Here is a 20,077-nt window from a genome sequence, read left to right on the forward strand (position 1 = left end):
CTCAGCGCTCGCTTCTGAGGTCGATGTCGAGGTGGTAGCGATCGCCGCGCAGGATGTAGCGGGTGAACTCCAGCGGCCGCTGATCCGCGCCGAACGACGTGCGCTCGCGCAGCATCGCCGCGACCCCGGGCTCGACCTGGAGCCGCTCGGCCTCCGCCGCGGAGAGGTTGACGGCGCTGACCCGCTCCCGCGCGTGCGTGGGCTGCGCGTCGCGGCCGGAGAGGAAGGCGTACAGCGAATCCCCGGTGAACTCGCCGAAGTCGATCCCGGGCTGCTGCACGAGATAGTGGTCGAGGAAAACGAACGGATCGTCGCCGATCCAGTAACGCCGCTCGATGTGCCGCACCGGGTCGCCGGGTTCGAGGTCGAGCGCCTTGGCGACCGCTTCGTCGGCGGTCTCCTCGGCATTGCCGAGCAACTCGGGCCGGATCGCGAAGCCGCGCTGCCGGAGCTCGCGGCCCAGACCGAGCATCGGGCTCATCGCCCGGATCTCGTTGGACGCGACGATGCTGCCCCGGCCGTGGAACCGCTCCACCAGCCCGAGCCGCTGCAGCTCCTGGAAGGCGCGCCGCACGGATGTCTGGGACACACCGTACTGCGCCCGGAGCTGACTCTCCGAGGGGAGCCAATCCCCCGGCTTGAGCCTGCCGCTCAGGATGTCGCGCTGGATCTCGCCCTGAATCGTGCGATAGAGCGGCGCACGGCTTGGTCGACCAGTCATGCAACTTAGTGTACTAAGTGTGTCAACTAGCCTCCGCGACACCTCGGCCCGAGGTCCGTGAAGGACTCCTTGAGGGACTCTGATTCCCATGCCGGGGACTTGAGCTGCGCAGCCCACGCCCGCCGACCGTCCACAAAGGACGTCAGCGCCGCCGGAATGCCCGATTTGTCGCCATGTGGCCGAGTCTTGAGGTCCGTGAGGGGAACCCTGAGGGACTCTGAGTCCCTCAGGGTTCCCCTCACGGACGCCTGGCCCCGCCGAGGCCCTTCGACCTGGGCAAACCGCACCCGCAGCGCCGTAAGTCCCCAGCGTTGACCTGGCATTCCCTCAAGGGGCCCCGCACGGAACCAGATTCCCTCAAGGAGTCCTTCACGGACCTCTGCGTAAGCTGAGAGTTACGTCGCCGCGCTGCCGCGGACTGCGGCGGCCACAGTGCTGTCCGCCCAATTCGCCGAGCTCTTTCCCTTGCCCATTACGGCGTTTCCCCCGCGCAGTCCACTTCGGAACACCCCAGCTCCGGTATAGTCGGACCAATGCGAACCCCTCCCTCCCCCGATTCCGGATCCGCGCCGGATCCGGCGCGGGTGCTCGGGGCGCGGGTTCGCGAGCTGCGGCGCGGCCGCGGGCTGACGCTCAAGCAAGTCGGCGAGGTTTCCCGCCTGTCGCACGCTTTTCTCAGCCAGTTCGAGCGCGGGCTGGCCGCCGCGAGCGTCAGCACGCTGCAGCGGATCGCGGTCGCGCTGGACACCACGGTGTCGGCCCTGCTCGCCGGGCCCGCGGAGCAGGGCGTCGGATTGCTGCGCGCCGACGAGGGAATGGTCATGCCGGGGGCCGAAATCCCGACCGGTTCCACGGCGCGGGCGTTGTCCCGGGCGGGTTTTCCGGTGCAGCCCATCGAATACACCGGCGGCCCGGCGGAGTTCGGCGAGTATTTCGAGCACGTCGGGCAGGAGATGCTGTACGTCGTCACCGGGCGGATCGAGCTGGATTTCGCCGACGGGCGCCGCGAGCAGCTGGGCGAGGCCGATGTCGCCACCTACCCGGGGTCGCGGCCGCATCGCTGGCGCCGGCTGGGCGACGAACCGGTCCGGGTCCTGCTGATCAACACCGGGGAATGACCGACCGCGCGGCCCCGGGAGAGCCGCGCGGTCCGGGAACGGGTCAGCGCAGCAGCGGCACGACCTGTTCGGTGTAGCGCCGCATCTGCTCGGCGGCCATGTCGTAGGTGTGCCCGGGGAAATGCGGGAACACCACCAGGTGCTCGAGGCCGAGCGTGTCCTTGTGGTGCTGCACGATCTCGGCCACCTCCTCCGGAGTGCCGACCGCCCAGCACTTCTGCTTCGTGGACTGCTCCAGCGTCGGCACCAGACCGGCCGGAGCCCGGTTGCCGTCATCGCCCCGGTAGCCGCTGCTCCAGCCGAACGGCGCGAGCAGGTTCCAGAACTCGTCGTGCCCGATCCGCCCGGTGCGCCAAGCCTCTTCGTGCGTGTCGGCGATGTGCGTGGGCAGCACCAGAATGCGGTTCCGCCCCGGAGCCAGCCGGACGCCGTGGCGCTGTTCGTACAGCTCGCCGTAGCGCTCCCACTGGTCGCGGATGTACCCGTGGTACTGGTTCCACCACACGCATCCGTGACCGACCTCGGCGGCGTAGTCCAGGGTCGGCGGGCTGGTGACCGCCTGCCAGATCTCGACCGGGTGCAGCGGGCCCGGCACCAGCGTCAGCGTGTCGGCCTCGTGGTCGGGATCGCGGTTGTCCGGCGGCGGAAGCTCGAAGAACTTTCCGTTGTACGAGAAGGTTTCCTGACTCAGCGCCGTGCGCACGATGTCCATGTACTCGGCGAAAACCTCGCGGTTGTGCGCGTCGATGACCTTGCGTTCCTCGCTGGACGACAGCACGCCGATGTCCGCCTGATGCGCGGTGAGGCTGCGCAGTTCGCGAGACACCGTGCCCCGGCCGACGCCGAGCACCGCGCGTCCGCCGGACAGGTTGAGCAGGCTGCTGAAATCCTCGGCCAGCCGCAGCGGGTTCCACTGCGGCACGATGCTGAACATCGAGCCCAGCCGGATCCGCGAGGTCCGCGCCGCCAGATGCGCCTCGAGCATCATCGCGTTCGGCACGACCTCGTAGCCCTCGTGCTGAAAATGGTGCTCCGCCAGCCAGTAACTGTCGTATCCGAGTTCCTCGGCCAGCACGCCCATCCCGACCAGCCGCTCGTGCGCGTGCCACACCTGCTCGCGGGTGGCGCGGCGCCGCGCGGCGGGCACCGGGTTTCCGGCGAGCACGTCCGGCATCTCGACCGAGCCGAAGAAGAACACTCCGTGCCGCACAGGGCCTCCATCCCTCCCGGCTCGGCCGGGCTGTGAGCAGACGCAAAATGTAACTAATATCAACACTGTGCGGCTCGACCTGCGGAGTGTCAAGCCCAAACAAGCTCTTGACATCCCCCGAAGGCTCAGCGCAGGCTGTGGCAGCCGTGTTACCTATATCAACATGGACGGTGAATCCGCCGCAGGGGGTTCTTCCGCTGGAGGACAGATGGTCAAAGACGCCCACGCAGTCCGAGCACCCGCCGTATCCGTCGAACACCACGGCATCGAAAGGATTCCCGACGACCAGCGCCACGGTTCGCCGCGTTCCGCGTTTTCCCTGTGGTTCGCGGGAAACCTGCAGTACTCGGCGCTCGCGGTCGGCGCCATTCCCACCGCGTTCCTCGGCCTGGGGTTCGGCGAAGCCGTTCTCTCGCTGGCCATCGGCATCCTGATCGGCAGCGTGCTGCTGGGCTTCGCCGCCTCGATGGGCCCGCGCGCCGGGGTGCCGCAGATGATCCAGTCGCGCATCCCGTTCGGCTACTACGGCAATTTCCTGCCGGTCCTGCTCCTGTGCCTGACCGGACTCGGCTACTTCGCGGTGAACACCGTGCTCGGGGCCTATATCGTCCGCGAACTCTTCGGGCTGCCGTTCCTGGTTTCGCTCGTCGCGGTGGCCGCGGTGCAGATCGTCATCGCGATCGTCGGGCACGATCTGGTGCACCAGGCCGAACGCTTCCTCGCGATCGTCGCGTCCGCGCTGTTCCTGATCCTCACCTGGTACGGCCTGGCGAAAGGCGACCTCGCCGCGTCCGGCGACGTCCTGCACCGAGGCGCGGGCGGGGTCGCCGGGGGCATGCTGACGACCGTCGCGCTCGCTTCGACCAGAACGTTCGGCTGGTGCATCGGCGGTTCCGACTACACGCGCTACCTGCCGCGCGACACGTCGCGGCGTCGCGTGCTGGTCGCGGCGTTCTCCGGCGCTTCGCTGGCCGGACTGTGGATGGCGGTCGTCGGAGCCGCGATCGGCACCGTGATCACTGTGGACAGTCCGACCGACCTGGTGGCGAAGCTGATCCCGTCCGGCCTGGCCGCCGTGATCCTCGTGGCGCTGCTGGCGGCCTCGATCTCCGGCAGCGTCCTGGACATCTACACCGCCTCGCTGGGCCTGCTGATGGTCGGCGCCAGGGTGCGCCGCTGGATCTCCGCGGTCATCATCGGCGTGCTGGGGACCGCGGTCGGGTTCGTCGCCGGGCACAACGCCGGGTCCGTGTTCGGCACCTTCCAGAATTTCCTGTTCCTGATGGGCTATTGGATCGGCCCCTGGCTGGGGATCGTCGTCGTGGACACGCTGGTCTTCGGCCGCCGGGAGATCGACCCGCGGCGGTATTTCGAACGCACCCGGCGGTTCCGCCCGGGCCTGGCGGCGTTCGTGATCGCCATCGCGGTCTCCGTGCCGTTCATGGACCAAAGCCTGTACACCGGCGCGTTCGCGGCCCGCTTCCCGCAGTTCGGCGACCTCACCCCGTGGGTCGCGGGCGCGGTGGCCGCCCTGGCCTACTACCTCATCCGACGCTACCGAAAGGCCGACGAGTGACAAAACAAGCGCTTGGCCCGCTGAAATACGGCACGACGGTCCAGCCCTGGGGAAGAGGGGCCGCGGCGGGCGGCTTCGTCTTCCTCAGCGGAATCGACGGCGTGACCGACGAACACGGCCGGCCCGCCCACGGCGTCGCCGCGCAGACCCTGGTCACGCTCGACCGCGTCCACCGGCTGCTCGCCGACGCGGGCGCGGAGTTCGAGGACATCGTGCAGTTCGACCAGTTCCTCGCCGATCCCGCCGACCGCGCGGAGTACATGCGGGTACGCGACGCGTGGCTGGCCGAGCACGCGCCGAAGCTGCTGTCCGAGCGGTCGTACGCGTCGCTGCTGATCTATCCCCCGCTGGCCACGCCCGAGATGCGCGTGGAAATCCGGGCCGTCGCCTACCTCGGCTCCTGAACGCACTGGAAGGAGAATCCTGATGGCTTCCCGGTTTTTCGCCGAGCTGAGGGCCTCTCAAGTAGAGGCCGTCCGCGGACCGTCCTCGGTCGCGGTGCTGCCCGTCGGCGCCATCGAACAGCACGGCCCGCACCTCCCGCTGGCCACCGACGCGCTCGTAGCCGAAGCAGTGTCGAAGGAAGTCGTTGCCACACAAGGCGAAGACCTCGACCTGTGGCTGCTGCCGACGATCAGCTACGGCCGCTCCGTCGAACACACCTGGGCGGCAGGAACCCTTTCCCTGTCCACCGCGACCTTCGCCGCGACCCTCGACGACATCGGACGCTCGGTCGCCGCCGCCGGCATCCGCAGGCTCGCCCTCGTGAACGGCCACGGCGGGAACGTGTCCGAAATCCAGACCGCGCTGCGCGATCTGCGCCTGGCCTACGGCCTCCTCACCTTCGCCGTCAACGTTTTCCTCCCCGAGTCGCATGACCCGGCCTGGGCGGCGAGCGAAAACGGGCTCGGGATCCACGGCGGGGCCGCGGAAACGTCCCTGGTGCTGCACCTGCGCCCCGACCTGGTCGACCTCGGCTCCGCGCAGCGGCGGATCCCCGCGCAGATGGCCGACAACGTCCACGCCCGGTTCGGCGGCAGCGTCAGTTTCGGCTGGCTGGCCAACGATTTCGGCGCCGAGGGCTACCTCGGCGACCCGACGCTAGCCAGTGCCGAGGCGGGCGCGCGCGGGTTCAAGTCGCTCGTCGGCACTCTGGGCGACCAGCTCGCGGAAGTCGCGCGTTTCGACTTCCCCGATTCCGCCCGGACGCGCTAGCCCAGTCCCTTCCCCGCAGGAAGCCGGTCCACCATGCACAAACCCCTGATCGTGGGCATCGGCGGCACTGTCCGCCCCGATTCCTCCTCCGAACGAGCGCTGCGCGCGGTCCTCGAAGACGTGCGGGCGCACGGGGCCCGCACCGAACTGTTCACCGCACGAGACCTCGGATTCGCCATGTACGAGCCGGATCTCGCGCATCGTTCCCCGTCCGCGACCGCGTTCCTCGACGCGATCCGCCGCGCCGACGGCGTCCTGATCTCGACCCCCGGATACCACGGCGGCCTGTCCGGTCTCCTCAAAAACGCCCTGGACTACCTCCAGGACCTCGCCGACGACGACCGCCCTTACCTGCACGGACGCGCCGTCGGCTGCATCGTCAGCGCGTACGGGCCGCAGGCCGGGGTGACGACACTGACGTCGCTGCGCTCGACCGTCCACGCCCTGCGCGGCTGGCCGACCCCGCTCGGCGTCGTGGTCGATTCGACCGGCCAGCCGTTCTCCGCCGACGGCGGTGTCGCTGACCGGAAACTCGCCGCACAACTCGCCACCGTCGCCGAGCAAGTCGCACGGTTCGCGACCGCGGAGATCCGGACCGTCGCATGACTGCTTCCCTCGACGTGCTCCCGCTCGGCACCTTGCTCGCGCCCGGACGGCCGCTCGTGCTCTCCTCCGCCGACGACGCCGCCCTCATCCTGCCCGCGGCCGAAGCGTCCACGAGCACGCTGGCGTTCGTCGTCCGGCACTCGTCCGGGCTGGTGGGCGTCGCACTGCCCGGCGACCGGTGCGACGCGCTCGAACTGCCGCCCATGCGCCCGAGTTTCCGCCGAGGCCCCGGCTGGTGCGTCGCGGTCGACGCCGCGACCAGCGTCACCACCGGAATCTCGGCCGCGGACCGGGCGGAGACGATCCGTCGCCTCGCCTCCCGCGGCACCCGGCCGGAGGACCTCCACCGGCCCGGCCACGTGCTGCCCTACGCTACGGACCCGCGAGGGATCCGCGGCAGGCTCGCGATCCCCGAAGCGGCCGTCGAACTGTGCCTGCTGGCTGGAATGCCCGCGGCGGCTGTTTTTGCCGCGCTGGTCAGCCCTTCGGATCCGAGGGGAATGGCCACGCCGGATGAAGCAGCTGCCTTCGCCGCCGCGCACGGGTTGCCGGTGCTCGACACGGCTGCGGTTCTCCGGAGTTGCTCGCGTGTTCCTGAATATGGAGGGTGACTGCCCGGCGGCGTCCACGCGCTGGCGGAGGACTTTGCCGGTCTGCTGGGCGACGGCGTAGCGCTTCGGCTCGGGCCGCGCCGTCTCCTGGATCATCGCTCCCCAGACGGTGGCGGCCTCCTCCATGCGCAACGACCTCACCCGCGAATTCGGCACGCGCTCCCTCGGAGGTCCTTTGTGGACACCTGGCACGCCGTCTTGCGAGCCGGGGTTTCCCTGCTGTCGGGGCTTTCGCCGACGGCCCCGGGGCGGGCGACACCCGATCCGACGACCGGTGTCGCCTGTCCGGCTGACCCGGTCCCCCCGGCCCGGTCGCCGTGGGTCATCGGCGACGGACACGACCAGGTCGATCTTCCCCCGATCTCTGGCCGCTTCGGCTGCCACTACCTTAAATTCAAGCGAGACGGAGTCTTCGACACGCACCTGCGGAGGTAGAGGATGCCTGCTCCGAACGACGAGAAACCCGAGGAGCCCGGTTCCGGCAAGGACCGGCGGGACTTCCTGAAGGGGGCCGCCGCCGCGGCCGCGCTGGGGGTGGGCGGGGTCGCGGCCGGCGGTCTGCTGGGCGGGCAGCAGGCCCAGGCTTTCCCGCAGCAGACCGGGCTGCCGCCGATCGGGGCGGAGATCCCGTGCAGCTGCCTCGCGATCAACACTCCGCTGCAGATCAGGACGTCCCTGGTCAGCGTCGACTTCCGGGGCGGGATCAAGGTCCGGGTGGACGTCAACCCGGACGATCCGGTCAACTCGGTGCGGCTGCGGGTCGTCGGCCACCGTGTGTCGGCCGAACTGCCCGGCGCCGCCGGCATGGACCAGGGCGGCGGCACGATCACGATCGAGCAGAACGACATCGACGTCGACGCCAAGAGCCTGCTCAAGCTGACCCAGCGGTTCCCGCCGCGCTACGAGCAGATCATGGTGCTGAGCTTCACCATGACGATCGACCAGCCCGAGGGCCTGCTGCGCCGGGCGGGCATCCAGTCCCGGAAGGCGTACGAGCCGCTGGTGCTGACCACGAAGGACCCGGCGATGCTGGTCGGGAAGCTGACCCAGTTCCCGCCCCGGGGCGACCTCTACCAATTGCAGAACCCGGTGGACCTGGTGCTGCCGGACGACCCGGACACGACGATCGCGACGATCCAGAAATTCCCGGTGAAGGTGGGCGGACTCTGAGATCCGGCCTTGCTGAGCGGCCCGGTCCCCCTCGTGCGCGGGTGGGCCGGGTCGCTTCTTCGGGTCTGGTGCCGTCGCCTGCGGCGGGCTCTCCGACCGAGGCGAGCTTCCCGGTCTCGAGGTCGAGGCACCGCACGCGGACGGGGATGGCCGCGCCTTCTAATCCCGCATCTTCGATGTGGAACGTGAGCCATCCGGCTCCGGAACCATCAAGGTCCGGCCCACCGTCCACATTGTCGGCCGCTGCACAAATTCAGCACCGTCGGCACCACCGCTACGAGGCTCGGCTGATCGTCGAGAGCGCAGCCCCTGGCCGCGAATTCGCGGGACGAACCGTCACCTGCCCGCCGGACCAGGCCGCTTCGTCAGTGACCAGCACCGCCGAACTCCGCACCCCGAGGCTCGAATAACCGGCGAGCACGAAAGCCCCCGCCGCTGAGTCTCCGCAACAGCCGCCCTCACTCCGCGGCCGGACCGGGCCGTTCCATCAGGCCCAGCACCGTCGAGCATCGGACCACCGCGTCCGCGTCTCCGGCAAACGTCAGCTTCCCGGTCGCCAGCGCTTCGAACGGCCCGAGCGCTCCGGCGCCGATCCGGACGAATGTCGTCGCGTCGGTGCGGATGCTCAGCACCGGCGAATCGGCGGGTCCGCGCGCCGTGGTCACGGCGCCGTGGTCCAGGGTCAGGTGGAAGGTCTCCTCGTCCACCTGGAATTCGTACGTCTCCGCCACCTCCGGCAACCGGCTCGCGTCCGCCATCGACTGCACTGCCAGCAGCGCCCAGTGCGGCCGCGTGATCATGTCGGCGCTTGGTTCGCCCAGCAGCCCGATGCCCCACTTCGACAGCGCCAGCACCGGTTCCCGCAGCTGCCCGCCCAGCGGGCCGAGCCGGTACGCGTGTCCGGCGCCGGTTTCGGAGCGTTCGACGATTCCGGCGGCGCTCAGCTTCTTCAGGCGGTCCGCCAGGAGATTGGTGCCGATGCCGGGCAGGTCCGCGAGCAGCTCGGTGTAGCGGCGCGGGCCGAGCAGCAGTTCGCGCACGATGAGCAGCGTCCAGCGTTCGCCGACAGTGTCCAGAGCGGCGGCGAGCCCGCAGTACTGGCGGTACTGCCGCTCCCCTCTTGCGGTGGTCGTCACCGCCCCAGCGTACTACTGGATTTTCAAGTACGGTGTGAGGGCTGTCCGGAGTTGCCCGGGAACGGGGACCGGCTCCAGTCCGGCGGGGCCGCGGGTCATGCAGGCGACCGACTGATGTCCGCGCGCCACGAGTTGCGGCACCGCGACCTCGGTCCGGTAGTAGTCGAACGCCATCGCGACCCGGTGGCCGTCGAGTTCGGTCAGGGTCATGCGGAGTTCGACGACGTCCCCGGCGGTCAGTTCGCCGAAGTATTCGCAGCCGCAGCCGGTGGTGACCACGGCGAAGCCGTCGGTGAGCGAGGCGAGGACGTCGGGAGCGTGCTCGGCGAGGAACCGTTCCCGGCAATGTCCTTGCCAGCGAACATAATGCGCGAAGTAGACGTTGCCGACGAGGTTGGTCTCCTCCAGCGTCACGGGATGGCGGTACCGGTAAACCGGGGTCATGCGGTGCCGCCAACCGTGAGCAGGGCGATCGCGACGGGCAACCGGTATCCGTCCACGGTGAACACGGCGGAGGCGATCCGGGCGCTTCCGGCGGCGAGGACCAGCCATCCACCGTCGTACGCGCCGGAAAGCCTTGCCTCCGCAGGGCTTGCGCTCACCTGGGTCAGGCATCGGGTGACTGTCGAGGCTCGTGCGGCCAGGAATTCGGCGGGCTCGTCGCAGGGGCCCGACATCACCCGGAGCAGTGCGGGATCCGGCGGCTCGTGCGGTTCGACGAATTCCCAGGCACCGGCGACCGGGCAGGAGCCGTCTGCGTCTACAGCGAACGGTTCGCCGAGCGACACTCGCAGCGACGGGTCGAGCCCGAGCGCGACGGCCGTCCGGGTGAGTGCCACGGACAGCAAGGCCTGGGGCCAAGGCCGGTCGGATGGCAGGGATCCGGTGTCCGCCAGGCACAGGCCGGTCCATCGGACGGCGGGTCGGCCTTCCGCGTCGGTGGCCAGGACGTCCCAGGTGTAACGACCGTCGGCGGCGTGTTGTTCGGTGCCGCGGAGTTCCCATCGCCCCCTGGCGCGCGGGTCGAAGTCGACGCGGTCGCAGGCGACGGGCAGGAGCCGGCGCGTCGGCACGCATGACTGCAGGACGTGCACAGTGGCGTCGTGGGCGGCTGGGTCGCCGAGCACCGAGGTGTACCAGGGCTCGTCGTTCGGGGTGATCGTGGCTCGGCAGGACCACGGATCCGGGACGGCGACCGCCGAGACCCGGCGGAACTGTCCATTGTGGAACAGCAGCCGGTCGTAGAGGTCGGTCGGCTCGATCCGGCCGCAGTCGGGAACTTCCGGCGGTACGGCTTCGCTTTCCGTTGAGGACAGAGGGAACGTGGCGCTGAAGTGGTCCACGAGGAAGCCGGATTCGGCGCAGCGCAGCACGGTGGTGACGACGTCGCCCTCCCGCAGCGCGCACACGCGGACGACGTGCTCGCCGGTGTCGGGGATGACGACCGGACGGTCGAACCTGACGTCGCAGGCGGTCGTCAGGGCCCGGCCCACGACTGTCGAAGCGGCCTGCGCCAGGGCTTCCAGCCCGACGACTGCGGGCAGCAGGGCCGCCCCGTCGACGCGGTGGCCGTCCAGCCACGGGTCCGTGCGCAGGGAGAACGTCGAGTCGGCGACGAGTTCGACGCCTGGATGGCCTGCTCGGATCCGCTGCAGGAACCGGCCTGTTCCCGTCGGGAGTACCTCGCCTAGGCGTCCGTGCACTGACACGTCGGCGGGCGTCGCCGGCGTGCGCAGCAGGCGCAGGAGCAGTTCTGTTCCCTCCTCGACCGGGATCGGCGTGGCTCCGGAGCGGGCGAGAGCCTGCGCCGCGCCCATCCGTTCGGCCATGCCGGATCCCGACCACGCGGACCAGGCGATGTCGAGCACCCGGCAGTCCGGCAGTTCTCGCGCGAGCCGCCGGGCCTCGGCGCACAGAAGGCCGTTGGCCAGCGCGTAGTGGCACTCCCCCGCCATCCCGGCCGACCCGATCACCGATCCGAACGTGACCAGCAGTTTCAGCGATTCAGGCGGGACGGCCGCGAGCAACGCGCGAAGCCCGGTGACCTTCGGGCGCAGGTGCGCGCGAATCCGGTCAGCGGTCAGATCGGCGAATCGGGCGGGTTCGTTGATACCGCTCGCGTGCAGCAAAGCGGTCACCGGCCCGGTTTCGGCGGTGAGCTTTTCCACGGCCAGCGCGACAGCGTCGGGGTCGCCGACGTCGGCGGCCTCGTAGGCGACGCGGATACCGTCCGCCCGGAGCCGGTCCAGATTGGACTGGAGGAGTTCGTCGGTCTCCGGGTGAGAGCGGCCGAGGACGGCGAGGGCGAGTCCAGTGGTGCTGGCCAGTGCGTGCGCGCACTCGTAGCCGATGCCTTTGCCGCCGCCGCTGACCAGGAGCACATCTTGGTCGTCGAGTGGCGTTTCGGCGGGCACCGCGGGTACAAGCTGCTCACGGGGTTCGTACCAGGTGCCGTCCTCGCCGAGGACTAGTTCGCGGAATTGGCCGGGTTCGGCATGGAGCGAGGAGAAATCCTTCGCACGCACCGGTACCTGGGCGAGAGTGATGCCGAGGTCGGGATGTTCGCGGTGCAGTGAGCGGAAGAAGCCGGTGATCGCGCAGTCATGCGTCACCACTACGAGCGCCTTGTGATGCAAGGCTTTTTGCCCGGCATCGAGCAGCGCATCGATGTCTTCGGGGTCGGCGAGGTACACGGTTTCCGTCGGACGCCAGGGCTCCGGCCGGGACGGGACCAGCGTCTCGGTGAAACAGGCGAGCCACGGCCGCACGCCCGGTGCCTCCAGGTCGGGTTCCGCGGTCTCCGGGAGTCGTTCGATCTCCGCGATCACCTCGCCGACCGAACTGTCGGCGAACGCCATCGACACCGACGGCAGCGTCCGCCCGAGCGCCGAGGCCGCCTCTACGACGAGTTGGGTGGCCCGCAGCGAACTCAGGTTGAGATCGGCGAGCAGGCGGGCGTCGGAGCCGATGAGTGCCGCGTCGAGTTCGGTGGCCTCGGCGAGCAGGCCGGTGACCGTCGCGGCGGCGTCGCGGGCCGGAGCGGCGTCCATGGCCTCCCTCGGCGCCGGGATCATCGACGGCGCCACGGAACAGGGGTTCGTCAAGAACTCCGGTTCGCGGTCGAGGTCGATGGGGCGCGCGGCCCGTCCGGCGAACCAGGGAACGAGGTTCGCGGCAGCACCGGCGGCGAACAGCGCGGCGACGCAATCGGCGGCTGCGCGGTCGCCGGATTCGCCGATGTCCAGGCTGACCGTCGGGGTCTTCCCAGCGGCCAGGGTGCTCAGGGCACGACCGGGACCCGCTTCGCAGAACAAGTCCGCGTCGACGGCCTCCACCGCGCTCCGGAACTGGACTGGCGCGCAGAGTTGCGTGACGAGCAGTTCGACGAGGTCATCGTCCTCGATGAGGTGCCGACCATACACAGTGGACATCACCGTGCGACGTACTGGAGCAAGCTCGATGCTGCCAAGGAATGTGCGCCACGGGGCGGCGCAGGCGGCCATGGCGGGACTGTGGAAACCGTGAGATACCGGAAGCCACGTGACCCGGAAACCGTGCCGCTCGGCCTCGCGAGCCACCTCCTGAAGTTCGGCCACCGTGCCAGAAAGCACCTGTGACTCAGCGGAGTTGTCGGCGGCGAGCACGACGTCTGTCCCTGCGCGGAGCTCTTCGGCCGCACTCGTCGCGACAGCGAGCATCCCGGTGCCGGACGTGCCGTATTCGCTCATGATCCGGCCGCGTTCGACAGCCAGTCGTTCACCGTCCTCCGCCGACAGGCAGCCCGCCCACGTAAGCGCGGTCAGTTCGCCGAGGCTGTGCCCGATCGCGACGGTGGCGGTCACGCCCAGTTCCTCGAGCCAGGACAGCGCTGTCCGGGACGCGCGGTAGATCGCGGGCTGGGCCAGCGCGGTGTCGGCTGGCTCCGCGCCGCTCGCGCCCTGCCCGGGGAACAGCAACGCGACCCGGCCCGAGACGGCGTTTCCCAGCCAGGAGCCCGGTGACGTCGAGAGCTGTCCGCTTGTCAGCGAAGGCATCTCAGCAGCTGCGCGGGTGGCGAGAGCGGTGAGTTCGGCTGGGGTTCGGGCGACGAGCGCCGCCCGGACTGGCCCGGCTGGGTTCCGACGGCCGTACTGGCAGGCGAGGTCGTGCAGTTCGGCTCGCGACAGGCGTGACGCCACCTCGGCGATCCGGCCCAGTTCAGCGGCGACGAGAGCGGAGTCCGTACCACTGACGGAGATGACGTCGTACTCCGGCGTGGAACGGTCCGTCACCGGCGACCGCACCGATCGCGGCCGTGCCGGGGCGCCCAGCACGACGTGGGTGTTGATGCCGCCGAAGCCCATCGCGCTCACCCCGGCCAACCGGCGACCGCCCGGCCAAGGCTCCGGAGCACGCAGCACCCGCAGGGTCTCTCCGAGCGCCGGATGCGGCATCGCGCAGCCGGTGGTCGGCGGCAGAAGCCCGGACGACACGCTCAGCGCGGCCTTGACCACTCCGGCCGCTCCGGCAGCCGCTTTCGTGTGCCCGATGTTCGCCTTGACCGAGCCGAGCGCCGCGGCCGAAGCGGCCGCGGAACGAGCCCGGTTCAACGCGGTCAGCTCCACGACATCGCCGACCGCTGTCCCGGTGCCGTGTCCCTCGTACAGGCCGATCTCCGCGTGCTCGATCCCAGCCATCTCGACCGCCCGGCGCAGCGCGAGCAGCTGCCCGTCCGCCTCGGGCCGGGTGATACCGCCGCGGCCGTCCGAGGAGACGCCCCAACCGAGGATTTCCGCGTACACCGGCAATCCCGCCGCGTGGGCGTCCTCGGCGCGGGCGAGCGCGAGCATCCCGCAGCCCTCGCCCGGCCAGAATCCCGCCGAACGCTCGTCGTAGATCCGCATCTCCTCGGCGGCGAGCGCGCCGGTCTTGGCGAATCCGACCAGCTCGAACGGGTCGAGCGACAGGTCCACTCCCCCGGCCAGCGCGAAGTCGGCTCCGCCGTCCCGAAGTGCGCGGCAGGCGGTGATCACGGCGAGCATCGACGAGGCACACGCGCCGTCCACTGTGTACCCGCCGCCGTGGAAGCCAAAGTGATTGCAGATGCGGCCCGCGATGGTGTTGGCGAGGCTCCCGGCCAGCGTCTCGTCCCCGACCTCGGGAAATGCCGCCAGGTAACGCTTTTCGACCGCTGTGAGGTCCACGTCGTCGAGCGTCGCGCGCAGGACGTCGCGGACGTAGGGCCAGCGCAGCCGGAGAGCCCGGGCGCGGGTGACCTCGCCGGTGAGGCTGTTGCCGACGACGACGGCTACCCGGTCGGCGTCCAGACCGGCACCCGCCGGGTGACCTGCGTCGGCCAGCACGCGATCCGCGGTTTCCAGCGCGAGCCAGTGCGCGGGGTCGGCGGCGCGGAAGGTCGAACCGGGGATCCGGAACGCTTCCCGGTCGAACTCCCAGTCGGCCAGCACCGCGGCCTGGGTGCTGTAGGTCCGGTCCGGGACGCTCGCGTCGGCGCTCCAGTAGTCGGCGAGGTCCAGCCGCCCGGGCGGCAGTTGCCGGAACGCGCGGCGTTGGTGGAGCACGGTTTCCCACAGCTGCGCGGGGTCGTCCGCGTCCGGGTAGCGGCAGGCCATCCCGACGATCGCGATCGGCTCGCCGGGTTCGCGGCGGGTCACGCGGGTTCCCGGGCCGGCACGGGCTCGGCGGCGGTCCGCTGCGCCGGGACCAGGACAGTCCACTGAGGACTCTTCCGGGCGGCGACCGCGAGCACCGCGGCCCGCAGCGCGCAGGTGATCGTCAGCGCGAAGAACAGGCCGAACACGACGTGGAATTGCACCAGGACGCCGTAGACCGCGGCTGTGGCGAGCCCGAAGCAGACCTGGTTCCGCCGGGAGGACGGCGTCGTGCCGGGGTCGGTGATCATGTAGTTGGTGAACAGCACGAACGCCGTGCCGGTGATCGGCAGCACCGCGCTGACCAGCGAGATGTCGGTGAACAGCGCGCGCAGCACGGCTTGGCCGAGGAAGCCGCCGACCCAGCCGAGGATGAGCGGCACCTTGCCGGTGAGCTTCGCGTTCAGCATGGTCCCGGCGATCAGCAGCAACGCGGGCACGACCGCGCCCCACCAGCCGGTGACCCATTCGGTGAACTCGTACGGCGGCGCGATGCCGACCCAGCCGAACAGCAGCAGGACCGCCACGATCCCGACGTTGCTCGGGTTGAGCACGTGCCTGCTCTTGCCGCCGATCCGCACCCGCACGATGTACTTCGAAGCGACGCCGACGACCGAGGCGAGCACGGTCGGCATGAACCGGTCGTTGGCGTACAGGAGCATCGCGCACGCCATGCCGGTGATGTAGGCGGGAAGCAGGAAGTCGACCACCGCGCCCGGCTTGCCGAGGTACCGCGGACGGCGTCCGGAGGTCGCGGCCTCCACCGACTCCAGCACGATCTCCGCGGTCAGCGCGGCGAACACGGCGACCACCGGCGTGAGATACGCCTGTTCGAAGCCGAGCACGGTGTGGCCGAGCACGGTCAGCACGGTGATCGACGCGCCGAACCGGCGCAAGGCAGCGGAACGGCGTTCGCTCGGAGACTTGGTCACCGGTCCTCCTCGATGGTGCCGTCGGGGTTGAGCCGCAACTGGTGCCATCCCGGCGCGAGCGAAACCGAACCGTCGTGGCGGTGTCCGCAGCCGTCCCGCCACGCCAGGCGGACCGGCACGGAGGACGGCGGTTCGCTGCCCAGGCCGAAGTGCAGGTCGGGAGCGTTGACGCCGTTGTGCCCGTTCGCCGGGTACACCTGCTGCAACCGGTGCCCGCCACTCGGCGCGGCAACCTCCGCTTCGGCCCCGATCGCGGGTGACGTCGGACCCGGTGCTCCCGCGCGGCACGCGTTGTCGCCGACAGGCTTTCGCAGGCGCAGCCCGAGGAACGCACCGGCTGGCGAGGTGTTCCGATACAAAGTGGACGGTGCCCACTGGTTGGCCACGACGAAATCGAGCCGCCCGTCTCCGTCGACGTCGCCAACCGCGAACGAGCGGCTGACCGCGTCGGTGCCGACGCCGATCCGGTCCGCGACGTTCACGTAACGGCCGTCCGCGTCGCGAGCGAAGAACGTGTTGTGGTCGTGTCCGGACAGGTCGGTTCCCTCGGTGAATCGCGGCCACAGCGCGGGACGGCTCAGCACGAGGTCGTTCGACATCGCAGTCTCCTGCAATTGCGCCCACCGGTTCACCTCGCCGGCGACGAAACCGGTCGCGTGCATGACTTCCTCGGAACCGGAATTGCCGAAGTCGGCGGCTTTGACGTCCCACGACCATCCGGTGCGAGACAGGCCGAGGTCCTCGCTGTGGTCGTCGTAGGGCGCCACGCCGTCGCGTAACCGGGCGGCGGTTTCGGCGCGGCCCATAGTGGACTGGTAGGCGAAGTTGCTTTCCTGCAACGCGTACGGCTCGGTGATGTTGCTGACCAGGATGTCCGGGACGCCCTTCGCGTCGAGGTCGGCGAAGGCGACGCCCATGCCCTTGAACGAATCGTTGCCCAGCACCTTCGACTTGGGCGTCGTCGCGTGCCGCGTCCCGGTCGCCGTGCGGAACGCTGCGCGGCCCGGGGCGGACTCGTTGACCAGCAGGTGGTCGGGGCCGAAATCGTTGGCGACGTAGAGATCCGGCAGCCCCCGGCCGCCGATGTCCTGGGAGGCGAGCGCGAGCGCCCACCCGGTCCGGGTGTCCGGCGGGAAGGCGTCGGGCGCTTCGGCGAACCGGCCGGAGCCAGCGGAACGGAACAGCCGGAGCGTGCCGCCGTTCGCGGCGTGGGACAGCGAATCGTTCATCGTCAGCTCGGGCTGGTGCGCGGTCGGGTCGAGCACGCGCGCGCCGTCCGGGAAGTAATTGCCGAACACCAGGTCGGGGTGCCCGTCGCCGTCGAAGTCGCCGATCGTCGCGGCGTTGGTGTTCCAGACCTGCCACGGGCTGACCAGCTCGCGCGGCCGGAACGCGGCCGCCGACGGCGTGTTCCCCGGCAGGCGCTCGAAGATGACCGGGGAACGGCCCCAGTAGTAGACGACGACGTCCTGGCGGCCGTTCTCGTCCACGTCGACGGGCAGGCAGCCCATCGGAGCGGCGTAAGACGGCATCTCCAGCCCGGACGGGGCCAGCGTGAACGGCTGGTACCGCGCGCCCGTGCCGGGCGCGGGTTCGACGGTGACCGTGTCCGTGCGGGGATCCACCAGGCAGACGTCGTGCGCGACCGGGCCGCCGTCCGCGGCGAACAGCGCGGTCGCCGCGCCTACCGAGGAGATCCACGACCGGATCTGGTCGTAGGCCGGGGCGACGGTCCGCAGGTGCCGTCCGCCGGGTGCGTTGTCCGGGCTGATCTGGGCGGCGGTGAACGAGAACTGGTTCGCCAGCTCGGTTTCCTCCGCCAAGGACGGCTGCGGAATGACCGTGAACGCGAACACCGCCGCGCAGCCGAACAACGCGACCACGCGGGCCAGATGCCGGCGCACAAAGGGTCTCATCGGCTCTTCCTCTCCCACAGATACCGGATGTCCGCGCGCCAGCGCTGGTAGTGCGCGAGCGTGGACGGACAGGGCGTGAGCTGTCCGAGCGCCTGGTCGGTCCAGTCCGCCGCGACGTCGGTACTGGCTCCGGCCAGCACTTCGGCCGCTTTGTCGGTGTGCGCGGGCACGATTCCGCTGACCCGCCGCGCGGCGCAGGCGAACGCGCAGCCCTGTGCCAGGTGCGCGCGGAACGTGCCGGACAGGTCGGCGAGCCGGGCGAGTTCGGCGGCGTCGGCACCGCCCGCGTAGGTCGCGGCGAGGCCGATCCCGCTCCACAGGTCTGCCTGCCGCGCTGCGGGGAACTCGGCGATCCGCAGGGCGACACCGTCGGGGTCGGCGCATTCGCAGAACCACAGCGCCCGGCCGAGCCCCTGGTCGCGGATCTGTCGCGGTCCGGGACCGAGCCCGGGTTCGACGCGGTGCCGTCCGACGACCCGGTCGGTGTGGAAAAAGCCTTGGTGGAAGCCGTATCCGTCCCAGGCCAGCCAGCGCAGCAGCGGATCTGTCGCGGTGCTTCGGAAGGGGCGCAGCCGCAGCCGGGCGTAGGCCCAGCCGACGCCGACGTGCACGAGGTGCGGGTAGTCCGCGGCCGGTCCGTGCACCAGTGCCGCGACCCGGGCGCGCCGGAGCGGGAGGAGCACGTCCAGCAGGGCGCAGCCCATTCCCGCGCCCTCGAACGCGAACCCGCGCGATTCGGGTTCGAGCGCGGCGACCTGCTGGCCGAGTGCCTCGCTGCCTGGCTCGATCGAGGCGTTCAATCCGGTCAGGAACGCGCGTCCGGCCGATTCCAGGACGCCGCGCGCCGGGCCGGGCCGCAGCCGGAACCGGCGCAGTCCGAAGTCGACCTGGCTCAGGTCCTGGCGCAGCGCCCTGGCCAGGATTCCGGGGCTCACCTCGCTTCCCGCGGCGCGGCCACGACGTGTTCCATCAGGGCGGTGACCAGCAAGGGCCGGGCCTCCCGCTGGAAATCGACGCCGGGATGGAATTTCCGCACAGTGCCCTCCAGCACCAGCAGGGACAGGATCGGGAACACGAACTGCGGATCGGCGTGGAGGCCGCGGCGGCGCTGGATGTCGAAGAGCTTGGCAGCGAAGGAAACCAGGTCGAAATCGGCCGCGTTGCGTCCGGTGTGCTTCTCGACCAGCGCGGCCAGTTCCGCGCGGAATCCCGCTGTGTCGGAGCCGGGGTGCGTTTCCGCGGTCGACAGCACGATGTCGGCGCAGGCCTCGCCGTCGCCCTGGCTCATGCAGTAGAAGAACGCGGCGAACTTCTCCCGCGCGGACTCCGACAGCCGGACCGTGAAACCCGCGTCCAGTACGACGATCGAGCCGTCCTCGCGGAAGTAGAGGTTGCCGGGATGGAGGTCGCAGTGCACCACTCCGTCCAGGAAAAGCATCCGGTACACCGCGCGCAACGCCCGCACGACCGCGTTCTCGCGTTCTTCTTCGCCGAGATCCTCCGGACGGCGGCGAGCCAGCCCGTCCAGGAAGTCCATCACCAGAATGTCCTCTGTGGACAGTTCAGGACGGACTCCCGGAACGGTCACTCCGTCCGCGACGCTGAGCGCCTTCCGGAAACCTTCGAGCAGCTCCGCTTCCCTCGCGAAATCCAGTTGCGCGCGAATGCTTTCGGCGAGCTGTGCGGCGACGGCGTTGACCGGCACGCCGCGCAGCATCGGCAGCCTAGCCGCCAACCCGGCACCCCGTTGCAGCATCGCGAGATCAGCCGTGAGCGACCGGACAATGCCCGGTCTGCGCACCTTCGCCGCGACAGCTTGGCCGTCCGGGAGCACCACCCGGTACACGCAGGCGATGCTGCCCGCGCCGACCAGTTGCGGCTCGCCCGCAGCGATCCCCAGCGCGGGCGGCATCGTGCACAGCGGAACCGGACGAACTTGGTCGTGCAGCCGGGAAAGCGCGCGACACACACGCGGCGGCAGGATGTCTGCCCGCGTGCTCAACAGTTGGGCGGCCTTCACGAACGCCGGGCCCAGCGCCACGACCGTGTCCGCGAGCCAGACGTCTCGCTCGAACCGTTCGCCGCGCAGCCACGCCACCGCCGTTGCCGGCCCCAGCAGCAGCGACCGTCCGGCGAGGACCGCGAACGCGCGTGCGGTCCGCAGCGCCACCGTGCCACCCCTCGAAAACGTCATCTCTCCCCTTCGCCGCCCGGG

The 20,077-nt window shown here is 70.2% G+C and carries 16 protein-coding genes; 7 read left to right on the forward strand and 9 right to left on the reverse strand.

The window, feature by feature from the left end:
- Position 1: 1 nt before the first annotated feature.
- The gene (locus ABZX37_RS03405; protein WP_354735531.1) at positions 2–721 is read right to left on the reverse strand and encodes a GntR family transcriptional regulator; all 720 of its coding nucleotides are present in this window, start codon (positions 719–721) and stop codon (positions 2–4) included.
- A 533-nt stretch (positions 722–1,254) separates the two neighbouring features.
- Here ABZX37_RS03405 and ABZX37_RS03410 point away from each other — a divergent pair.
- Complete coding sequence (locus ABZX37_RS03410) at positions 1,255–1,839, forward strand: cupin domain-containing protein (protein ID WP_354735533.1); 585 nt, start codon at positions 1,255–1,257, stop codon at positions 1,837–1,839.
- Between the two features lie 43 nt (positions 1,840–1,882).
- Here the strand turns inward: ABZX37_RS03410 and ABZX37_RS03415 are convergent, their stop codons facing one another.
- Positions 1,883–3,049, reverse strand: coding sequence for an LLM class flavin-dependent oxidoreductase (locus ABZX37_RS03415; protein WP_354735535.1), 1,167 nt, complete (start codon positions 3,047–3,049; stop codon positions 1,883–1,885).
- Positions 3,050–3,257: 208 nt separating this feature from the next.
- On the opposite strand from ABZX37_RS03415, the gene ABZX37_RS03420 reads away from it, so the two are divergent.
- From ABZX37_RS03420 to ABZX37_RS03445, 6 genes are all read left to right on the forward strand, one after another.
- Entirely contained in the window at positions 3,258–4,625 is a 1,368-nt protein-coding gene (locus ABZX37_RS03420; RefSeq protein ID WP_354735537.1) for a cytosine permease, read from the forward strand.
- Positions 4,622–5,029, forward strand: coding sequence for a RidA family protein (locus ABZX37_RS03425; protein ID WP_354735539.1), 408 nt, complete (start codon positions 4,622–4,624; stop codon positions 5,027–5,029). Before ABZX37_RS03420 ends, ABZX37_RS03425 begins: the two co-directional genes overlap by 4 nt.
- Positions 5,030–5,051: 22 nt before the next feature.
- The gene (locus ABZX37_RS03430; RefSeq protein ID WP_354735541.1) at positions 5,052–5,840 is read left to right on the forward strand and encodes a creatininase family protein; all 789 of its coding nucleotides are present in this window, start codon (positions 5,052–5,054) and stop codon (positions 5,838–5,840) included.
- A 33-nt stretch (positions 5,841–5,873) separates the two neighbouring features.
- Positions 5,874–6,446 carry an NAD(P)H-dependent oxidoreductase gene (locus ABZX37_RS03435; protein WP_354735542.1) on the forward strand — a complete coding sequence of 191 codons (573 nt, stop codon included), beginning with the start codon at positions 5,874–5,876 and terminating at the stop codon, positions 6,444–6,446.
- Positions 6,443–7,057, forward strand: coding sequence for a 3,4-dihydroxy-2-butanone-4-phosphate synthase (locus ABZX37_RS03440; RefSeq protein WP_354735544.1), 615 nt, complete (start codon positions 6,443–6,445; stop codon positions 7,055–7,057). The genes ABZX37_RS03435 and ABZX37_RS03440 overlap by 4 nt, the downstream gene beginning before the upstream one ends.
- Positions 7,058–7,495: 438 nt before the next feature.
- A complete protein-coding gene (locus ABZX37_RS03445; protein ID WP_354735546.1) occupies positions 7,496–8,227 on the forward strand; it encodes a twin-arginine translocation signal domain-containing protein in 732 nt (243 codons plus the stop codon).
- A gap of 458 nt (positions 8,228–8,685) precedes the next feature.
- Here ABZX37_RS03445 and ABZX37_RS03450 read toward each other — a convergent pair whose 3' ends face one another.
- From ABZX37_RS03450 to ABZX37_RS03480, 7 genes are read right to left on the reverse strand one after another with little or no spacing between them, the layout of a single operon-like run.
- On the reverse strand, positions 8,686–9,363 hold the full coding sequence (locus tag ABZX37_RS03450; RefSeq protein WP_354735548.1) for a winged helix-turn-helix transcriptional regulator: 678 nt from the start codon (positions 9,361–9,363) through the stop codon (positions 8,686–8,688).
- Between the two features lie 12 nt (positions 9,364–9,375).
- Entirely contained in the window at positions 9,376–9,807 is a 432-nt protein-coding gene (locus tag ABZX37_RS03455) for an acyl-CoA thioesterase (protein ID WP_354735550.1), read from the reverse strand.
- A complete protein-coding gene (locus ABZX37_RS03460) occupies positions 9,804–15,017 on the reverse strand; it encodes an SDR family NAD(P)-dependent oxidoreductase (RefSeq protein ID WP_354735552.1) in 5,214 nt (1,737 codons plus the stop codon). The genes ABZX37_RS03455 and ABZX37_RS03460 overlap by 4 nt, the downstream gene beginning before the upstream one ends.
- Positions 15,014–15,946 carry an enediyne biosynthesis protein UnbU gene (locus ABZX37_RS03465; protein ID WP_354735554.1) on the reverse strand — a complete coding sequence of 311 codons (933 nt, stop codon included), beginning with the start codon at positions 15,944–15,946 and terminating at the stop codon, positions 15,014–15,016. Before ABZX37_RS03465 ends, ABZX37_RS03460 begins: the two co-directional genes overlap by 4 nt.
- A complete protein-coding gene (locus tag ABZX37_RS03470; RefSeq protein ID WP_354735556.1) occupies positions 15,943–17,862 on the reverse strand; it encodes a CRTAC1 family protein in 1,920 nt (639 codons plus the stop codon). Before ABZX37_RS03470 ends, ABZX37_RS03465 begins: the two co-directional genes overlap by 4 nt.
- Entirely contained in the window at positions 17,859–18,797 is a 939-nt protein-coding gene (locus ABZX37_RS03475; RefSeq protein ID WP_354735558.1) for a DUF1702 family protein, read from the reverse strand. The genes ABZX37_RS03470 and ABZX37_RS03475 overlap by 4 nt, the downstream gene beginning before the upstream one ends.
- Positions 18,794–20,056, reverse strand: coding sequence for an AarF/UbiB family protein (locus ABZX37_RS03480; RefSeq protein WP_354735560.1), 1,263 nt, complete (start codon positions 20,054–20,056; stop codon positions 18,794–18,796). The genes ABZX37_RS03475 and ABZX37_RS03480 overlap by 4 nt, the downstream gene beginning before the upstream one ends.
- Positions 20,057–20,077: the final 21 nt, after the last annotated feature.

Source organism: Amycolatopsis sp. NPDC004079 (genome assembly GCF_040610415.1).
In the GTDB taxonomy this organism is placed as follows: Bacteria; Actinomycetota; Actinomycetes; order Mycobacteriales; family Pseudonocardiaceae; genus Amycolatopsis; species Amycolatopsis halotolerans.

Excerpts from the sequence above, each read along its gene's own strand:
- ABZX37_RS03435 (WP_354735542.1), top strand. The coding sequence starts at position 5,874 with ATGCACAAACCCCTGATCGTGGGCATCGGCGGCACTGTCCGCCCCGAT.
- ABZX37_RS03445 (WP_354735546.1), top strand. The coding sequence starts at position 7,496 with ATGCCTGCTCCGAACGACGAGAAACCCGAGGAGCCCGGTTCCGGCAAG.
- ABZX37_RS03470 (WP_354735556.1), bottom strand. The coding sequence starts at position 17,862 with ATGAGACCCTTTGTGCGCCGGCATCTGGCCCGCGTGGTCGCGTTGTTC.
- ABZX37_RS03420 (WP_354735537.1), top strand. The coding sequence starts at position 3,258 with ATGGTCAAAGACGCCCACGCAGTCCGAGCACCCGCCGTATCCGTCGAA.
- ABZX37_RS03405 (WP_354735531.1), bottom strand. The coding sequence starts at position 721 with ATGACTGGTCGACCAAGCCGTGCGCCGCTCTATCGCACGATTCAGGGC.
- ABZX37_RS03430 (WP_354735541.1), top strand. The coding sequence starts at position 5,052 with ATGGCTTCCCGGTTTTTCGCCGAGCTGAGGGCCTCTCAAGTAGAGGCC.
- ABZX37_RS03455 (WP_354735550.1), bottom strand. The coding sequence starts at position 9,807 with ATGACCCCGGTTTACCGGTACCGCCATCCCGTGACGCTGGAGGAGACC.
- ABZX37_RS03480 (WP_354735560.1), bottom strand. The coding sequence starts at position 20,056 with ATGACGTTTTCGAGGGGTGGCACGGTGGCGCTGCGGACCGCACGCGCG.
- ABZX37_RS03410 (WP_354735533.1), top strand. The coding sequence starts at position 1,255 with ATGCGAACCCCTCCCTCCCCCGATTCCGGATCCGCGCCGGATCCGGCG.
- ABZX37_RS03440 (WP_354735544.1), top strand. The coding sequence starts at position 6,443 with ATGACTGCTTCCCTCGACGTGCTCCCGCTCGGCACCTTGCTCGCGCCC.